Source organism: Eubacterium sp. BL-380-WT-2B, assembly GCF_009696115.1.
In the GTDB taxonomy this organism is placed as follows: Bacteria; Bacillota; Clostridia; order Eubacteriales; family Eubacteriaceae; genus Eubacterium; species Eubacterium callanderi.
This window is the reverse complement of sequence record NZ_VUMP01000003.1, coordinates 35,642-51,921: the sequence shown is the minus strand read 5'-3', so window position 1 is coordinate 51,921 and position 16,280 is coordinate 35,642. Positions and strand designations below refer to the sequence as shown.

The window sequence follows — 16,280 nt, the reverse complement described above, 5'->3', positions numbered from 1 at the left end:
CCAGGCTTATCAAACAAGGCCTGAACGGTTGCTTTTATTATTGATTCATACATTTCTCAATAACATCAATCAATTTGTTAAAATCAATGGGTTTAGAGACATAGTCGTTCATCCCTGCTGCCAACGCTTTAGCCATATCCTCCGCAAACGCATTGGCCGTCAGGGCAATAATTGGTATAATTTTTGCTTGAAAATGCTCACAGTCACGGATCTCACGCGCCGCGGTATAGCCATCCATGACTGGCATTTGCAAATCCATTAAAATAAGCTGATAAGTGTAAGGCTCTGATTGCATAAAAATTTTAAGTGCTTCCTCTCCATTTTCAGCACATTCCACCAGATAACCTTTTTCTTCAAGTATTGTCTGGGCAATCTCCAGGTTAAGTGAATTATCTTCGACCAGCAGCAGCTTTATCTTGTCTGCAGCCTTTGATTTCTGTTTTTGGACATCTGCTCTCTCTGCCGGTTTCTTAATAACATCTGGATGGTCTTCCTCTATTTTCAAATTGAGGGTGACAACAAAGCGGCTTCCTTTCCCTTTTTCACTTTCAACCTGAATATTCCCCTGCATGGCGGCAACTATCTTTTGTGAAATGGACATTCCCAGGCCCGTTCCCTGGATCTTCTGAACCTGTGGGTCCTCTGCACGTGAAAAGGGCACAAAAATATAATCCAGAAAATCCTCATCCATTCCAATACCGTTATCCTCAACCGTAAAAACAAAGCTTCCATAGCCCGATATTTTTCCTGACACCTCCTGTACTGTTAAAAGGATCTCCCCGCCATTCAAGGTATATTTGATAGCATTGCTGATCAGATTTAACAGTACCTGCCGGATACGTCCAGCATCTCCGATCAGTACATTGTGCTCAATATCCTTAATAATCACTGTTAACTCATGATTTTTCTCCGCTGCCTCTGTACGGACCATCGCGCTTATGTCCTCGATCACTTCACTGAGGCAGAAAGGTTCCTCTGCCAAAGCGATTTTCCCCTTTTCGATTTTAGACATATCTAAAATTTCATTGATCAATGCCAGCAGATGCTTGCTGGACAGGTTGATTTTTTCCAGACAATCCTTTACTTTTTGAGGATTATTGATCTGACTGGCCGCTATAGACGACATACCGATGATAGCATTCATTGGCGTACGGATGTCGTGGGACATTTGTGCCAAAAAGCTGCTTTTGGCTTCATTAGCTGTTTTTGCTGCTTCGTAAGCGGCAAGAAGTACTTTTCGGTTCTGCTCTTCCTGTTCCATCTCTTCCAGCTTTTGTTCATTGATGTTCATATTGGCAAAGATGACCTTTGTCACCTCACCATCCCGTATTTCTGCAATACTAAAACGTGAACGTACCCAATAAAGCCCATCTGGATAAATTCTCCGAAAGTCAATCTCGTAAACCGGCTGCTCCAATGAGAGCGCATATCTCAAAAAATCAGGACTGCCCGCACGATACATTTTTTCCTGATCTGCCTTATAGACATATTCCCTGACAAATTTTGAATAGTACGTGTCAAGACTTCCTTTTGGAAACTCACGACGCTTCCGAATAACTTCTTCCTGCCAGATGGCCTCCTCGGTGTTGTTTTCCAAATCAAACAGGTAAATGGAATAATAGCATTGGCATAAATTGGACAGTATGTTTTCCCTCTGTTGTGCCTCCTGTTTATCATCAATGTTTCTCAGCATTAATATAATGCGCTCCTCATTGTCCTGGAAAATCCTGACTGCATAATAACTGTAATAATGCAGGATTTCTCTCTCTTTATTCCAAAGTCTCAGGACACCTTCAAGATAACCTTTTTTATCATAGCATTGATTGTCAAAGACATTATCAAAGGCCTTTTTATCCTCCAACGGCATCATTTTAATTAATTGTTGATAAAAATCTTCATAATTTCCGTGTTTTAGCAAATGAAGCAGTTCGCCATTATAGTGAATGCAGTGATACTCAAGCCGTTCAAAATCCAGGCATATAACCAGTTTATAAATCTGTGATAAAGCAATTTGTGTGGTTGTGTCATCAATCTTTTTTTCCATCTCCACATCTTGCTCATCAAATGCGATAATAACCCACGGATACTCAGGCGAATACTCGGACGAAGGCATGATTTTGGTGCGCCGCCACCTGCCCTGTCGATTCCGGTACAAGACCTCACTCTGTTTTTCACCACTTCTTATACGGCGCCATATGTTTTCAATCCCCGCCGTTTCCAAAAAAGCTTCCTGGTACTGAGGTGCTACCTCCGTTATTGTATAGTTTTTTATGAATCCTTCATAGTCCGAAAAATCCATCTGTAATTTTCGAAAAACCTCAGACTGCTTTATCGCTTTATAAGTCTTATCCTGAAGATTACACAAAAAGATTCCCGTATAGCTTTTACTGAGCGTCTGTATAATCGTGTCATATTCTCTTTTAAGCATCACTGTATTCGTGATGTTTTGGTGATAACCTCTCAGACACAGGCCTTTTTTATAATTCCAGTCTCTGACGCCCCCACAACGCACATAGATTCTTCCCCATTTTGGATGCTGCCAGGGGTACTGTACCTCTGCCCGGTCATCCTGGGCCATTCGCTCTACTGCACTCTCTACTACCGGGTAATAGTCCTCATCAATACGATTATACCACCATTCATAACATATCTCCGGTGTGGGGGTTTCGGTAAAACCCAGTAAGTCTAACATCGATTTGTCTGCATACATTCTGGGTTTTGTTCCTTCCTCCAGCTCAATAACCCACAGCCCTGTCTGTGCTTCATGCAGCACCTCCTGCATTTTATTCATATCCTTAAAATGGTCAAGCATATCCTTTTCCCTTTCCTCTATCCGCATCCTTTATAAGCTCCCTTCCATATCTTTTGAAGGGATTTTAATATTAAGTTTATTATACTATAAAACCGCATTAAAACCGAATAAAAAAACAGGGCAATGCCCTGCATTTATTTTTTAATTTCCAGCAGCTTCTGCTTCAGCTCGCTTTCAATTTTCTGCATTTCAACTTCAGCGGCCTGGCGTTTTTCCCGGCCTTCAGCCTGAATTCGCAGAACCTCGTCAAAGGTAGAAATCAGTGATTCATTTGTGTGCTTCAAGGTCTCAATATCCACAATACCGCGTTCAGATTCTTTGGCGGTTTCAATGGTTGCCATCTTAAGGGTATCGGCATTTTTCTTAAGAAGCTCGTTGGTCATATCGGTAACCTGTCTCTGGGCCTCTGCTGCCTGACCCGAATGGACAACCCCCAGCGCCAGCACCATCTGGCTCTTCCAGAGTGGAATGGTATTAACGAGTGAAGACTGGATCTTTTCCGCCATCAGAATATCATTATTCTGAACCAGGCGGATCTGTGGCGCCATCTGCAACGAGATCATACGGGTAAGCTCAAGGTCATGAATTTTCTTTTCAAATCGGTTACACATGGCTGCCAGGTCGTTGGCTGCCTGGGCGTCCTCTGGTAAACCGCTGGCCTTAGATTTTTCCACCAGCGCTGGCAGCTCTTCGCTCTGCGTTTTAGCCAGCTTCTTTTTACCTGCCAGAATATACATGGACAGTTCTTTAAAATAGGTTTTGTTAACCTCGTACATTTTATCCAACATGGCCACATCCTTCATAAGCTGGATCTGATGACCTTCCAGAATTTCCGATATTTTATTAACATTTGTTTCTGCTGTTGCGTATTTTGCACGCATGGCCGTGATCTTATTGGCGCTTTTTTTAAAAAAGCCGAAAAATCCCTTTTCCTCCTCCTGGACGTCAAAGCTTTTGAGCTCAGTGACCATATTGGTGAGCATATTACCAATTTCACCAAGGTCTTTGCTCTTGACGCTGTCCAATGCAGTCTCCGAAAAATCAGCAATTTTTTTCTGTGCACCCGCACCGTACTGCATGATCATATTGGAATTGGTAAGCTCAATCTGCTGTGAAAAGTTTTCCACCATTTGGCGTTCTTCTGGCGTCAGCGTATTTTCATTAAAGGCTGCATCCTCCACAGCTATTTCTTTTACGGTCTCTGGCATCGGCTCCTTTACTTCCTCAAAGGGGTCAAAAGTCAGGGTCGGCGTAACGGTTTCAAAATCTTTTATTTCATCACTCATTTTACTTTCCTCCAGTGTTAAAGTCTTTTTCTGTCAGGCCTTCCTGGGCCAGCATGGTTTCAAGTACTGTAATATCGGTTGAGATATCCATTGCCTTGTCCTGATAAAAGCTGTCGAGCAAATTTTCAAAGGCATAATTGATGGTGTCCAGTGTCTCCTCGATCTCATGCTTTGCGCTCCGGATATTCTCTCCCTGGATAGGCTCCGCGTCCATTTCACGGTAGGCATTGACCAGCTTCAGGGTCGTTGGCAGATAGTAGCCCATAAATTTGCGGGTTTGGGGAAGCTCATCTGTATGGTTTTCGACATACTCAAAAATTTTGCAAAGTATGATTTCCAAACGGTCAAGCTTCTGCGAGATCACTTCCCCTGAAATGGCCTCATTAGCCTCTCGGATCTGTTCTATACTTTCCTTGCCTTCTTCTATGAGCAAACGTGTTTCTTTGAGAATCGGATTTTGAGCCTCCATTCTCTGCTGCCGTTCTACTTCTTCCTTTAGCCGGCGTTCCTCACGCTCGCGCAGACGGACGCCTTCCTCATATTTTTCATAAGCATCGTAGGCTTCATCGCTTAACAGAAGATAAGTTTTTTCATCATTGATCCGCCCTTCCGGGAACATGCCCGAGCGAATCATTCTCAATAAATCCTTGACGACAAACTTATCATTTTTTCCAACACTGGATGCCAGCTGTTTTACGGAGATATAGGCCTGCCCGTTAAGGGTGCGCACATACTCATAAAACCGCTTTACCCGGCCTCTGGATTTTGTTCCTGTTACGGCTAGGATAATGCATATAATCAGCAGGGGGATCAACACCCCCATGGATACGCCCATTGCAATAAGACTGCCGGATATACCGACGGCAATCCCCACAGCCGCCAGAACAAAGGCGCTGAATCCTATCCCAAAGTACCCCAGGACCATCATAATGATACTGGATATTTTACCAGCCGGTGACTTTGCCACCGGTGCACGCAGCGGCCGCTCTACCACCTGCGTCTCTGTTTCTGTTTCTTCTTCATCGTCAATCCTGGCACTTGTTTCATACCATACGGCTTTACCTCTCTGCACACCTTTTTTTACTTCTTCCAGTGCGCTGTTCACCGTATTGCTTATATTTTTGTTGAGCTGTTTAAAATCCGTCGAGTTTATGGCTTCCTTCACAATGGATTTAATTTCCTCGCCAAGATTGGAGTAATCATTCTTAGACACTTTTTTCCTCCATAATATTCATGCTGTAAAACAATTATATCCCATAACACTTAAAATAACAATTTGAAATTGCTAAAACAGGCGGTTTGCAAGGTTTTATTAAACAAAAACACAGCCGTCAGAGGCTAACGCGGCTTTCTGGCGGCTGTATTTTTATCGGATCACCTGATTATGGATATCCTGCATTCTCACATCGGTTTCTGCAATGGTGTCTGCGCACTCCTTCAGCTCACGGGCCACAGACTCCGGAATGTTGGCAGAATCCACAGCCTTATAACGAAGCTGATGTTCCAGGCTGGCCCAGAAATCCATAGCGATGGTCCGAATCTGAACCTCTACCTTGACCATCTCCTTATGGTCAGAAAAAAACACCGGCACCTTTAAAATTAAATGCAGACTTCGGTAGCCGTTGGGCTTTGGCTTTTTTATATAATCGGTAACACGGACAAGCTCAATATCATCCTGCGCCTTCAAAAGATTTTTAACAGCGTAAATATCTTCAATATACGGACAGATGATACGAATCCCTGCGATATCATCCAGATTTTCCCGGGCGGACTGGACGCTCAGGTCAAACCCCTTGCGGTCCAGTTTTTCAACAATGCTTTTGGGCGATTTTACTCTGGACTGGATGGTGTGGATCGGGTTGCGCTCGTGGGTAGACTGAAACTCGTCATTCAGAATCTCAAGCTTCGTACGAACCTCCTTAATCGCTGCTGTAAAGGTATTTTCCAAATCATATAATTCCTTGATTAAAGCCTGAGCCACCTCATAGGGGTCTGTGGTATCGTTTCCAACAAATACCTCTGCCTCAACCTTCTTTAGTATATCCACCATGGGTGTCTTATCGGTTATTTTTGTATTTAGCATACTATCTCTCCTGTTGTGATTATAAAGCAATCTCAATAACAAACTCTATTTTAATATCTTTCGCTTAATTTTTCATAAAATAAATTAAAAAAGCAGACGCTTTTTTCGCATCTGCTTTTATTCTACCATTCTTTTGAGAAGGCTTCAACCTCTAAACAGGCATTATTCACGATCTCCTGTGTTTTATCCGGACATTCCTCCATGCCCTGGGCGTAAAGCACAGAGACATCCTTAATCCCACACAGTCCAAGGATTCCTTTAAGCCAGTCCACACCATAACAGTGCATGATGGGATTATCGGTGTTACAGGTACCGCCGCTGGCCAGCAAAATCAAAGCTTTTTTATTTTCCAGCATGCCGACCGGCCCTTTTTCTGTATAGCGAAAGCTTTTGCCTGCGCGCATGACCGCCAGTGAGTAGCTGACCATCTTCGGCGGAACAATCAGGTTCCAATGCGGCAGTGCAAAAACAGTTCTGTCCGCCGTCATAAATTCTTCACAAAGGTCGTCGATTTCTGTGTAGACGCCATTATCTCCGTCAGACTGCCCATTAAAATAAGCAATCAGCTCTTCGTCAATCTCGGGAAGTTCCAGACGGCTGAGATCAATACGCTTAAGCTGATCCTCTGGATGCGCCGCCTGATAGTTTTTCATAAAAATATCTGCCAGTCTGCAGCTGACTGAATCCTCAGCCAGGGGACTGGCTGTTACAACTAATATTTTTTCCATTTTTTACCTATACCCTATTCTGTGGATTCCCTTCAAGCCAGCAGCGAATATTATCAAACACAATGACTGCTCGCTTGTACAGGGATTCTTTTGTGGCGTAAGCCACATGTGGTGTTAAAACCGTGTTCGGTGCGCTTAAAAGCGGGTAGTCCTTTGGCAGCGGCGGATCTTCCTCGTAAACGTCAATACCTGCACCGGCCACCTTTCCCTCTTTTAGCGCGTCTGCCAACGCCTCATTGTCAATAACGCCGCCTCTCGACGTATTGATTATAATGGCTTCGGGTTTCATAAGCGCCAGCATATCCCGGCTGATCAGTCCCTGTGTTTCTGGACTTACAGGAATATGAAGCGTTACAATATCGCTCTGCTTGAGGAGCTCCTCTAAATCCATATACTTGATACCCATTTCCAGACCCTCTGAGCGAACGGTCCGGCTGTAGGCTAAAAGCTCACATCCAAAAGCTTTTCCAATTTCTGCCACCTTTAAGCCAATGGCGCCGGTTCCTACGATTCCCAGTTTTTTGCCACAGAGCTCATGGCCGATCAAGCCTCCGATGGTTCCGCCATTACGCGTTTCGTGGTCACAAGTCACAATATAGCGGTAGACATCAATCATAAGCCCAAAGGCCAGCTCGGCCACCGCATTGGTCGAATAGCCCGCCGCATTGCACAGAATAATACCCCTTTCCTTACAGGCGGCAACATCTACATGGTCAACCCCTGTAAAGGCAATATCCACCAGCTTTAGATTTTTGCAGGCGTCAATAACCTCTTTTCCAAAGGGCTGGTTGGCCAGTACGACAACATCGGCGTCCTTTACCCGCTCAATCAGCTTTTCTGTGTCGGTTTCCCGGTTTTCATAAGCAATAAACTCATGCCCGTCCGCACGGAGCAGCATGCTCAATGTCTGCAGTGCATCCTCTGTAATGCCGAGGGGTTCCATTATTACAATCTTCATCGCTCGTTGCCTCCGAATCCTTATTTAATCCTAATAAGCTTATTATAATACAAACCCGCATGCTTTTTAAGGATAAATTTATACCAATCACCAAAATTCTTTGTCACTTTAACGGCAGAAAAGATAATTATTCGTCTTCTTCGGTCATTATTCGTATTTGATCGTAACTGTAGCCTCTGCTCATCAGATTACGGGTAACACGCTGCTTCAGTTCTCGGCCCGTATAACCTTTGTTTTCCTGCATTCTGCGGTATTTTTCATAAAAGCGTCTGAGCTCGGTCATCTGTTTTTCTAGAAGTGCCTCGGTCTCTTCCTCGGTCAGGTTTTCAGTTTCATCCTCTGGCAGTCTAGCCTCAATCACCTCGCGGATTACCTCACCTGGAAATCCCTTTCTCTGCAAAAAGGTATAGATCTTACCTTTGCGTTTCCTGTAGCTTTCCCGGCTGTACTGACGAGCCGCTTTTTCAAACTGTTTCTCACAGCATATCCGTTCCTGGTCTGGCGTGTAAAGCTCGTCCATAACGGCAATCAGTTCCTGAGGAATCCCCCTTTTTTTCAGATCATAACGCATTTTTACTCTGCCCCAGAAATTGAAATGAATATTGTTATAGCAGTAATTCTTTACATAAGCGGTGTCGTTAATAAAGGCATATTGTACAAGCTTTGCCATAACCTCTGCAACCACACGCTCACTGTACTCCTTTTTTTCCAGATAGTCGACCATTTCCTTTTCAGTCCGATTTTTAAAAGAAATGTAATTCAGACTCTGGTCATAGGCTTTCTGAACGGTCTTAGGGTCACTCATAGGATTTCCTTTCCACTAAAAAACTGCCGGCTGATCCCGGCAGTTTTATTTTAACAAATTTTAAACATAAGCGCCAGACGAAACAGGAATATAATCCTGAATAAGCTGGGCAACACCGCCAATCTTCACTTCAAAATGAAGATGGTTGGCTGTTGAAGAGCCGGTAGAGCCGGTTCCTCCAATATATTCACCCTGGCCAACAGTCTGGCCAACACTGACATCAATGCTGCTCAGGTGGCCGTACAATGTTGAGTAGCCGCCTTCATGCTGAATTTCAATGCAGTTTCCATAGCCGCCAAAGCTTGTCGCACGCGTTACGGTTCCGGCCGCTGATGCATAAACCGGGGTGCCATAGCTGTTCAAAATATCCACAGCGCAGCCATTGGAGTGATTGCTTGATCCGCCGCCCGGGCGTCCTATTTCACCTACAAGGCCGCTGGTCGGGATCAGAAACTGTCCGCTGCCGCTGATGGAGCCTCTGGATACAGGCGCAGCTGCCGCTTCCTTTGTTCCTACACGCTTAACTGCCTTAACTGGTTCCTTGGTAGTGTTTTCTGATTTAACTTCCTTACCGACCTCCTGGCCGTTTTCATAAGTAAAAACAGCATCGACATCCTTCTGGCCGTTTTCCCCTTTCTGTACTTCTTCCTCTTCGCCAGTCATCAGCTCATCGGCAGGCTGTTCCTCTGTCTCAAAGGGGATTTCTTCTTGATACTGCTTTTCGACAACGGTAACCACTGTCAGTACCGGTGCTTTCTGAGTTGTATTCAGAACGTCGCCTTCCTTTAAAGCATTCAGATCTTTATCAGCATTCATGGATGCCAGACGGTCAACGGTTGTTCCACGATTGGCTGCGATAAGATTTCCATCAGTTTCTCCCGGCTGAACGGTGGTTTGAGCTGTAATCTCATTTCCCTCTTTCAGGTATGACAGGGTAGCGTCATAATTCCTGGCGTCAGGCACTTCCACATTTTGTTCATCAATGGTAACATTCTGCTTAAGTTCTGAGCTCAAAACTGTCGCACCCTCTACCTGGGAATACTGCTGTTTGAAATCATTCAATGCCCTTTCTGCCGTCTCTTTGGAGTCGGTCTGAATGGCTGGCTTTCCATCAATCATGATGGCAGCCCCCTTGAGCTTAACGTCAACTCCGGCATTGTAAATGGTTTCGGCACACTGACCCACATCAAGCTTCTCTCCCATTGTGCGGGTAGGCTTAAGCTTGATATCATCCGCTATAATAACATTCTCATTGCCATATTCTTTGGAGAGCTTTTGCTGCAGCTCTCCAAGAGCATTGTCAAAGGTACTCTGATCCTTGACATATCCAATGCTCTGCCCGTTATATAACACCTCGTAAGCTGTTGTCTGGGCATGGGCAATTCCCGTACCGGCACAGACCAGAAAGGCTGTTACCACAATGGCAGATGCTCTGGCAGTGAAAACCCGCTTTCCAATTTTATCATTAAATTTGTCCAGCTTTGCGTTAATCTTTTCTTCAACAGAACTCAGCTTGTCTCCGAATTTTGAGGTTTTCAATTTTTACTTTCTCCTTAATTAGCGCTAAAACATGTTGTTAGTTGAATTTTAACATAAACGTAAACTTTTCTCAAGATTTTTGTAACTTTTTTGTTACAAAAAAGATGAATCTTTAAGATTTTTTGTTTTTTAGTCCCATCACGCAACTGCTTATGCTATAATAGAATACAAAATACAATTTACTATTGAGGTGAACAAAATATGACAACTGAAAGCTCTGATAATATAAATCGTTTAATTCCGTCTGATATCTTTAACACGCTTTCCTTTTACCGTCCCGTTCTGGAGCACCCAATCCTCAAGGATTTTCTGGTTCTTTCAAGAGCCTATGAATCTGGTTTAAGGGGCGCCGAATACCGGAGGGAATATCTGGATACTTACTATCATTTGAAATCTCTGATGCTGGGTTACTCCTTTAATAAAAGCGAGGATACCAATTACGCCAAAACTCCCTGGAAGGATTTTCTGATCACCCAGATCGTCGGAAATGAGAATCCTCTGACGCTTCTGTTCGAAAGAGGGCCAGTCACTAAGCAGCACCCTTTTGCCAAAAGTATGTACCATGAATTTGAAATTTTCATGAAGCTCTATCATTTTGACTGGGATGCCTTTTTAAAGGAAACAAATCTTGACGACACCAATATCTTTTCTGCCCATATCTTTTTCCCGGTTCCGCCCTGTGATGAAATCGACCTGGCCTTTTCGACCGAGGACATCGACAAAGCCTTCAACGCCACCAACGAATACATCAACCATCACGGTCTTGGAATTTTTGAAATTAACGTCAGCTTTAAAGTTGTAGACGGCGGACGCCTTTCCCCTATTACCAACCAAAAATATAAGCCTATGGATTCCCTGGTCGGCTATGATATGCAGAAAAAGGAGCTCATTGCCAATACCGCCTCCTTTATAAACAATTATACTGGTCTGAACGTACTGCTTCAGGGCGATATGGGCACCGGAAAATCCACGATGGTCAAAGCCCTGCTGGATACCTTTAAGGATACCAAGCTCAAAATGGTCGAAATAAAGAAAGACCAGCTCGAATATATCCCTTCGGTCATCGAATACGTTAAAAAGCGCCCTTACCCGTTCATTCTTTTTATCGACGACCTCTCCTTCGACGAGGACGACGCCGACTATAAAATTTTCAAAAATGTTATGGAGGGCTCTCTCGAGGAAAATCCGCAGAACGTGCTGATTTATGCCACCTCCAACAAACGCCACCTGGTAACTGAAACCATGTCCGAGCGCGATAATGCAGTCCATACAAAAGATGTCATGGAAGAAAAGCTTTCACTTTCCAGCCGTTTCGGCCTGGTGCTCACCTTTGAGGTTCCCAATCAGAAAGGTTATCTCTCAATGGTTTTGGAACTCGCAAAGGAAGCGGGCATCGACATGCCCACCGCAAGAATCGAGTCTCTGGCCATTCAATGGGAACTGCGTCACCTTAACCGCTCCGGGCGTACAGCCGAACAGTTCATAGACTATTTAAAAATCAATTCTTTTACAGAGGATTAACCACTAAAAAAACGCTGAAAGATGCTTTCAGCGGCCTTTTTGCAGATTATCGACGACCGGTAAAATTTACCGGTCGTCTTTTTTCAAAAAAAGAAAAAACATTGACAGCACTGCGCGATCAATGTTATACTAGTGTTTGCGTTCAAATTATTTATCTATATTAATTTTATAATTATATCACATATCGGTCATTTTGTCAATAGGCAAGGAGGATATTTATGAAGAATTTTCAGATTGCACTGCTGAATTCTGGTACTCTGGACATTGCTGAAAAAGAAAATGCCATTCTCAGTACCAATGATGATGCCGCTAAATACGGCCTTTCCCTCACTCCCGACGAAGCCCACGAGCTGATAATGCGCAATATCACCGAGCTTAAAAGCCATGGACGTGTAGAAATTGGCCCGGGTATACTGCCAAAAATTACTCACGCAGTCTGCCATTCCCAAAGTCTCTGGCCTGAAAACTATGCGCAAACCCTGGAAGAACTGGTCGAAGCCTTCTATATTATTAAAGAAGATACTCTGGATCGTATTAGTGATGACTGCATCATCGAGCATCTGGCCGATGCTCTGGACCGCGGATTGACAAATGCCGAAGATATCCTGATGGATCGACAAATTAACGCACTTTGCAAAAGCAAATTACACAAACAGGAGATTTAGAATGAAACAAATGGAGCCCGTTAACACACTGAAAGTCAAAAATTTAGACCCTGCCGAGTACACAAAAACACTGTTATACGAGGGTGTGCGCATTGGAATGATTAACAAAAACAATCTTGAGACCTTTCAAAAGCATCTCAGCGCACTGCTTACCCGCCAGATCAGCCATTACACCAAGGGGGGAAGCTCTGTCAAAACAGAAATCGCCGGCGTCCTGACAGATGGCATTTTTTATTGCATCGACACCATCTTATCCCAGTATGAAAATCCCGAAGATGCCATCGATAAACTTCAAACCTCAACCCTTCCAAGCCTTTTTACCGAAGGGCTGACTCAGATCAAACAGGAAATCAACCAGACAAAGCTGCTATACACAAGGCTGAAGGGGAACCGGCTGAAGGTTGATGTCTATGCCTACAACACCACCATTGACGACATGCCTTTATTTTTTAAAGAGTATAACCCAGAATTCAAGGCAACTGAAACTCCTGGAATGCTGGAATACCTTCCCTGCTACTATCAAAAGAACCTTTCCGGTATCCACTATATGAAAGATATTATCAATAACCTCTACCTTGAAAATCACTTTTGTAATCAGTTTGACCAGGACGAAATCCTTACACTATTGAACCGGTTTGCTGCCAATGTCGGATATCCCAGCAGAGACCTTACAGAAAATATTTTTGGTCTGGTGCTCAATAATGCCGTAGCCCGCAAGCTTTTAAACGACGATAATGCGTCAATCCTTCTCACAGAACAGGAAGCCCTGTCGCTGGCTGAACAATTTGAGGGGCAGCCACGCAAAAAATGCAAGGAAGCCGTCAGCCAGGCAATCTCTGCTATCATCGTCGAAAAGGGACTGCGATGGCCCTCACTGAAAACTTATTTAAGCAAATGCCAGGATAAAACTGTCGCCGGATTATACCGCTCCGTCAAACAGGAAACCATCTGCTCTTTTCTGTCTGTCCGTTAGCTTCCGCTCAAATGCCTTTTCTCACCAGATACGGCAAGGCCCTCAGGCTGATGCTCAACGGTATGAGACCAATAGCGTTTCGGCATATGTGTCATCTGGCATTTTGGATTAAAACGCTGCTTAATGCCGATCGTTTTGTAAAAACGTTGCCACAGCTGTTGGAAAAGAAGCTCCTCTATATCTGCTTCTGGCAGTGTGAAATCGTCAATGGGCACAAGCATCCACTCATAGGGGTGATAAATAAGCGCTGAGTGGTGAACTTCGTCATAGATCATGAACGTTTCTCCATTATACCGATCGCTGAAATGCTCTGCTAAAAGAGGGAGCACCCAATTCTTAGGTGCAATCACCGAGACAAGGGTTTTATTATATTCCCCAAAACGGATAAAACCGCGAAGGAGATGCGCTTCGTTTTTCAGGTGCTTTACAGCCTTATAGAGCTCATGGACATCCGGGTCGGCCAGACAGTCAATGATGCCACCGCCCACACGATAACCCTTGCGGATAAAACGGTACATCAGCATTTCCTTTTTAGGATGACAAGTCAAGAATCCACACTTTATAAAATCCGTCACCTCTGGAGACATTTTAATATCAAACGAACGGAAAACCCTATCGGCGTGTCCGCGGTCTGTTTCAATTTCCTTAATGGGATAAAGAAAAAACTGCTCAAAAGTATCAGGCACAATATCGACAGGGGTTTCTTTTTTCATATAGCTTTCAAAAACACAGCATAGAAACCCTTCAAAGGTGCCATCATAAAGATAAACCTGCCTTATTGCGTCAGACATTTTAAAACCTCCCTGTGCAATACAGGCGACTGATCTTTGTCAAAAAAAGACAGCTGCTCATATTTTCGCTCAATTAAATCACGCTGTCCCTGCTCTGAAATCAGTGCTCTCAGCACACCGTCCGGCGTTACCTTAAGCCCTTCAACCATTTTCCCGCTGCACAGAATAAAATACTGTGCCCGTTTCAATACCACGCCGATTTTACGCAGCCCCTCAAAATCCAGCCTGCCCATCCGTCGCGCCTGAATAATACGCATGGTGCTTTTAACCCCGATGCCCGGCACCCTCAGAAGCATTTCTCTGGAGGCAGTGTTCACCTCAATGGGAAACTGATCCAGATGCGCCAGTGCCCAACTGCATTTCGGATCAACCAGAGGGTTAAAATTCGGATGCTCGGCATCCAGCAGCTCGGCTGCGTGGAAGCCATAAAACCGCAGCAGCCAATCTGCCTGATATAGCCGGTGCTCCCGCAAAAGCGGCGGCTTTGTATCAAGAGCTGGCAGCAGCTTATTTTCTGACACAGGCACATAAGCAGAAAAAAACACACGCTTAAGCGAATATTTCTGGTAAAGACCCTCAGTCAAGTTTAGTATTTTGTAGTCCGTGTCCGGGGTTGCTCCGATGATCATCTGTGTACTCTGGCCGGCTGGAACAAATTTAGGGGTATGACGATATTTGACCACGTCGTAGCTGTTTTCTTCGATTTTGTCTGTAATCATCCCCATAGGTTTAAAAATGGAAGTCTTTGTCTTATCCGGCGCCAGTCTTTTAAGGCCTTCCTCTGACGGAAGCTCAATGTTAATGCTCATCCTGTCTGCCAGATAGCCCAGCTGTGTCAAAAGTCTCGGATCGGCTCCCGGTATGGCTTTTACGTGAATGTACCCATTAAAATTATATTCATCCCCTCTTAAAAGTGCCAGGGTTTCAATCATCCTTTCACAAGTATAGTCAGGGTTTTTGATAACCGATGAGCTGAGAAAAAGTCCTTCGATATAATTTCGCCGGTAAAAACCAATGGTCAGATCTGCCAGCTCTCTGGGAGTAAATGCAGCGCGCTCAACATCCTGAGAAGCTCTGTTCACACAGTACTTGCAGTCATAGACACATACATTCGTCATCAACACCTTCAAAAGTGAAATACAGCGGCCATCTGATGCAAAGCTATGGCAGATGCCGTCCGCCACGGTATTCCCCAAAGCGCCCTTCTTCCCATCCCGTTTTACCCCGCTGGAGGTACAGGCTACGTCAAATTTCGCAGCATCGGTCAGAATTTTCAATTTATCCAACAGTTCCATTTTAAGCCCTCATCTCTTCAAATATCCGTTCTTTCTTTAAAAACAGTATAAAACATTTGATCTCATTAGTCAATCGAAAAAGAACAAATTTTCTATTTATTTCTGATATTTGTTATGCTATAATGAATCATCACGAAAGGAGTGTCCTTATGCGCTTACAACCTCCGGCTTTTCCCGATCCGCTAAAGCCTTATAATGACCTGCTCACTGTTATTTATGAATGTATTGATGCGGAAGAAGATATTGAAAGTTTTGAATTCAGCGATACCAGTCTTGAAGCCTTCCACCAGTCAAAGCTTGAATTTCATCACTGTCAGTTTAAGAACTGCCAGTTTCTGTCTTCTGGCCTGACCCATACTTTTTTTGCTGATGTTATTTTTACGGGCTGTGATCTGTCGAACCTTAACCTCAGTGATTCCACCTTTCACCGCGTTATTTTTAAAAACTGCAAGCTTCTTGGCACAGATTTTAACGCCTGTATTTTGGAAGAATGCCACTTTACAGAATGCCTTGGAAACTTCATGAATTTTTCCACCAGCAAAACCAAACATGTCTTTTTTGAAAACTGTCCTCTGCAAAATGTCAGTTTTCAGGACTGTAAATTGAAAACCACCCAGTTTCAGCAATGTGACCTCTCCGAGGCCGATTTTCTCCATACGCCTTTAAAGGGTATAGATTTCACAAGCAATACTCTGAGCCGGATCACGGTTTCAGGCAGCCAGGAGCTGCGCGGCGCTGTTGTAAATCTTTTTCAAGCCGCTGAGCTTTCAAAACTTTTGGGCGTTGTCATTAAAGAATAAAAAATAAGCTGCCAGCAAAATCCG

At 44.1% G+C, this 16,280-nt stretch carries 14 protein-coding genes; 4 read left to right on the top strand and 10 right to left on the bottom strand.

The window, feature by feature from the left end; translation table 11 throughout:
- Positions 1 to 37 precede the first annotated feature (37 nt).
- The 8 genes from FYJ53_RS06275 to FYJ53_RS06240 form a co-directional block, all read right to left on the bottom strand.
- Positions 38 to 2,839 carry an ATP-binding protein gene (locus FYJ53_RS06275; protein WP_243143958.1) on the bottom strand — a complete coding sequence of 934 codons (2,802 nt, stop codon included), beginning with the start codon at positions 2,837 to 2,839 and terminating at the stop codon, positions 38 to 40.
- Between the two features lie 107 nt (positions 2,840 to 2,946).
- Positions 2,947 to 4,098 carry a toxic anion resistance protein gene (locus tag FYJ53_RS06270; protein ID WP_013379667.1) on the bottom strand — a complete coding sequence of 384 codons (1,152 nt, stop codon included), beginning with the start codon at positions 4,096 to 4,098 and terminating at the stop codon, positions 2,947 to 2,949.
- Between the two features lies 1 nt (position 4,099).
- Entirely contained in the window at positions 4,100 to 5,311 is a 1,212-nt protein-coding gene (locus FYJ53_RS21775) for a 5-bromo-4-chloroindolyl phosphate hydrolysis family protein (protein ID WP_154557201.1), read from the bottom strand.
- A gap of 153 nt (positions 5,312 to 5,464) precedes the next feature.
- Positions 5,465 to 6,181 (bottom strand): GTP pyrophosphokinase family protein, encoded by a 717-nt coding sequence (locus FYJ53_RS06260; RefSeq protein WP_013379665.1) that lies wholly within the window; start codon positions 6,179 to 6,181, stop codon positions 5,465 to 5,467.
- A gap of 122 nt (positions 6,182 to 6,303) precedes the next feature.
- Positions 6,304 to 6,909 carry an FMN-dependent NADH-azoreductase gene (locus tag FYJ53_RS06255; protein ID WP_013379664.1) on the bottom strand — a complete coding sequence of 202 codons (606 nt, stop codon included), beginning with the start codon at positions 6,907 to 6,909 and terminating at the stop codon, positions 6,304 to 6,306.
- A gap of 7 nt (positions 6,910 to 6,916) precedes the next feature.
- Positions 6,917 to 7,867: a 2-hydroxyacid dehydrogenase gene (locus tag FYJ53_RS06250; protein WP_013379663.1), complete on the bottom strand. Its 951-nt coding sequence runs from the start codon at positions 7,865 to 7,867 to the stop codon at positions 6,917 to 6,919.
- 127 nt (positions 7,868 to 7,994) lie between these two features.
- Entirely contained in the window at positions 7,995 to 8,672 is a 678-nt protein-coding gene (locus tag FYJ53_RS06245) for a RecX family transcriptional regulator (protein ID WP_013379662.1), read from the bottom strand.
- A 60-nt stretch (positions 8,673 to 8,732) separates the two neighbouring features.
- Positions 8,733 to 10,211, bottom strand: coding sequence for a M23 family metallopeptidase (locus FYJ53_RS06240; protein WP_154557200.1), 1,479 nt, complete (start codon positions 10,209 to 10,211; stop codon positions 8,733 to 8,735).
- Between the two features lie 201 nt (positions 10,212 to 10,412).
- Here FYJ53_RS06240 and FYJ53_RS06235 point away from each other — a divergent pair, with 201 nt between their 5' ends.
- From FYJ53_RS06235 to FYJ53_RS06225, 3 genes are all read left to right on the top strand, one after another.
- The gene (locus FYJ53_RS06235) at positions 10,413 to 11,732 is read left to right on the top strand and encodes an ATP-binding protein (RefSeq protein WP_154557199.1); all 1,320 of its coding nucleotides are present in this window, start codon (positions 10,413 to 10,415) and stop codon (positions 11,730 to 11,732) included.
- Positions 11,733 to 11,950: 218 nt separating this feature from the next.
- Complete coding sequence (locus FYJ53_RS06230) at positions 11,951 to 12,397, top strand: DUF6323 family protein (protein ID WP_154557198.1); 447 nt, start codon at positions 11,951 to 11,953, stop codon at positions 12,395 to 12,397.
- A gap of 1 nt (position 12,398) precedes the next feature.
- A complete protein-coding gene (locus FYJ53_RS06225) occupies positions 12,399 to 13,370 on the top strand; it encodes a DUF6179 domain-containing protein (RefSeq protein WP_154557197.1) in 972 nt (323 codons plus the stop codon).
- Here the strand turns inward: FYJ53_RS06225 and FYJ53_RS06220 are convergent.
- Both FYJ53_RS06220 and FYJ53_RS06215 read right to left on the bottom strand, forming a co-directional pair.
- Positions 13,367 to 14,161, bottom strand: a complete 795-nt coding sequence (locus FYJ53_RS06220; RefSeq protein ID WP_154557196.1) for a TIGR03915 family putative DNA repair protein — start codon at positions 14,159 to 14,161, stop codon at positions 13,367 to 13,369. The two genes, FYJ53_RS06225 and FYJ53_RS06220, sit on opposite strands and share 4 nt — an antisense overlap.
- Positions 14,146 to 15,456: a putative DNA modification/repair radical SAM protein gene (locus FYJ53_RS06215; protein ID WP_013379656.1), complete on the bottom strand. Its 1,311-nt coding sequence runs from the start codon at positions 15,454 to 15,456 to the stop codon at positions 14,146 to 14,148. Before FYJ53_RS06215 ends, FYJ53_RS06220 begins: the two co-directional genes overlap by 16 nt.
- Positions 15,457 to 15,605: 149 nt before the next feature.
- On the opposite strand from FYJ53_RS06215, the gene FYJ53_RS06210 reads away from it, so the two are divergent.
- Positions 15,606 to 16,256, top strand: a complete 651-nt coding sequence (locus FYJ53_RS06210) for a pentapeptide repeat-containing protein (protein ID WP_177190723.1) — start codon at positions 15,606 to 15,608, stop codon at positions 16,254 to 16,256.
- The last annotated feature ends 24 nt before the right edge of the window (positions 16,257 to 16,280 follow it).

Bases quoted from the DNA above. Each gene is read 5' to 3' on its own strand.
- FYJ53_RS06255 (WP_013379664.1), bottom strand. From the start codon at position 6,909: ATGGAAAAAATATTAGTTGTAACAGCCAGTCCCCTGGCTGAGGATTCA.
- FYJ53_RS06235 (WP_154557199.1), top strand. From the start codon at position 10,413: ATGACAACTGAAAGCTCTGATAATATAAATCGTTTAATTCCGTCTGAT.
- FYJ53_RS06245 (WP_013379662.1), bottom strand. From the start codon at position 8,672: ATGAGTGACCCTAAGACCGTTCAGAAAGCCTATGACCAGAGTCTGAAT.
- FYJ53_RS06215 (WP_013379656.1), bottom strand. From the start codon at position 15,456: ATGGAACTGTTGGATAAATTGAAAATTCTGACCGATGCTGCGAAATTT.
- FYJ53_RS06230 (WP_154557198.1), top strand. From the start codon at position 11,951: ATGAAGAATTTTCAGATTGCACTGCTGAATTCTGGTACTCTGGACATT.
- FYJ53_RS06250 (WP_013379663.1), bottom strand. From the start codon at position 7,867: ATGAAGATTGTAATAATGGAACCCCTCGGCATTACAGAGGATGCACTG.
- FYJ53_RS06270 (WP_013379667.1), bottom strand. From the start codon at position 4,098: ATGAGTGATGAAATAAAAGATTTTGAAACCGTTACGCCGACCCTGACT.
- FYJ53_RS06225 (WP_154557197.1), top strand. From the start codon at position 12,399: ATGAAACAAATGGAGCCCGTTAACACACTGAAAGTCAAAAATTTAGAC.
- FYJ53_RS06260 (WP_013379665.1), bottom strand. From the start codon at position 6,181: ATGCTAAATACAAAAATAACCGATAAGACACCCATGGTGGATATACTA.
- FYJ53_RS06220 (WP_154557196.1), bottom strand. From the start codon at position 14,161: ATGTCTGACGCAATAAGGCAGGTTTATCTTTATGATGGCACCTTTGAA.
- FYJ53_RS06275 (WP_243143958.1), bottom strand. From the start codon at position 2,839: ATGCGGATAGAGGAAAGGGAAAAGGATATGCTTGACCATTTTAAGGAT.
- FYJ53_RS06210 (WP_177190723.1), top strand. From the start codon at position 15,606: ATGCGCTTACAACCTCCGGCTTTTCCCGATCCGCTAAAGCCTTATAAT.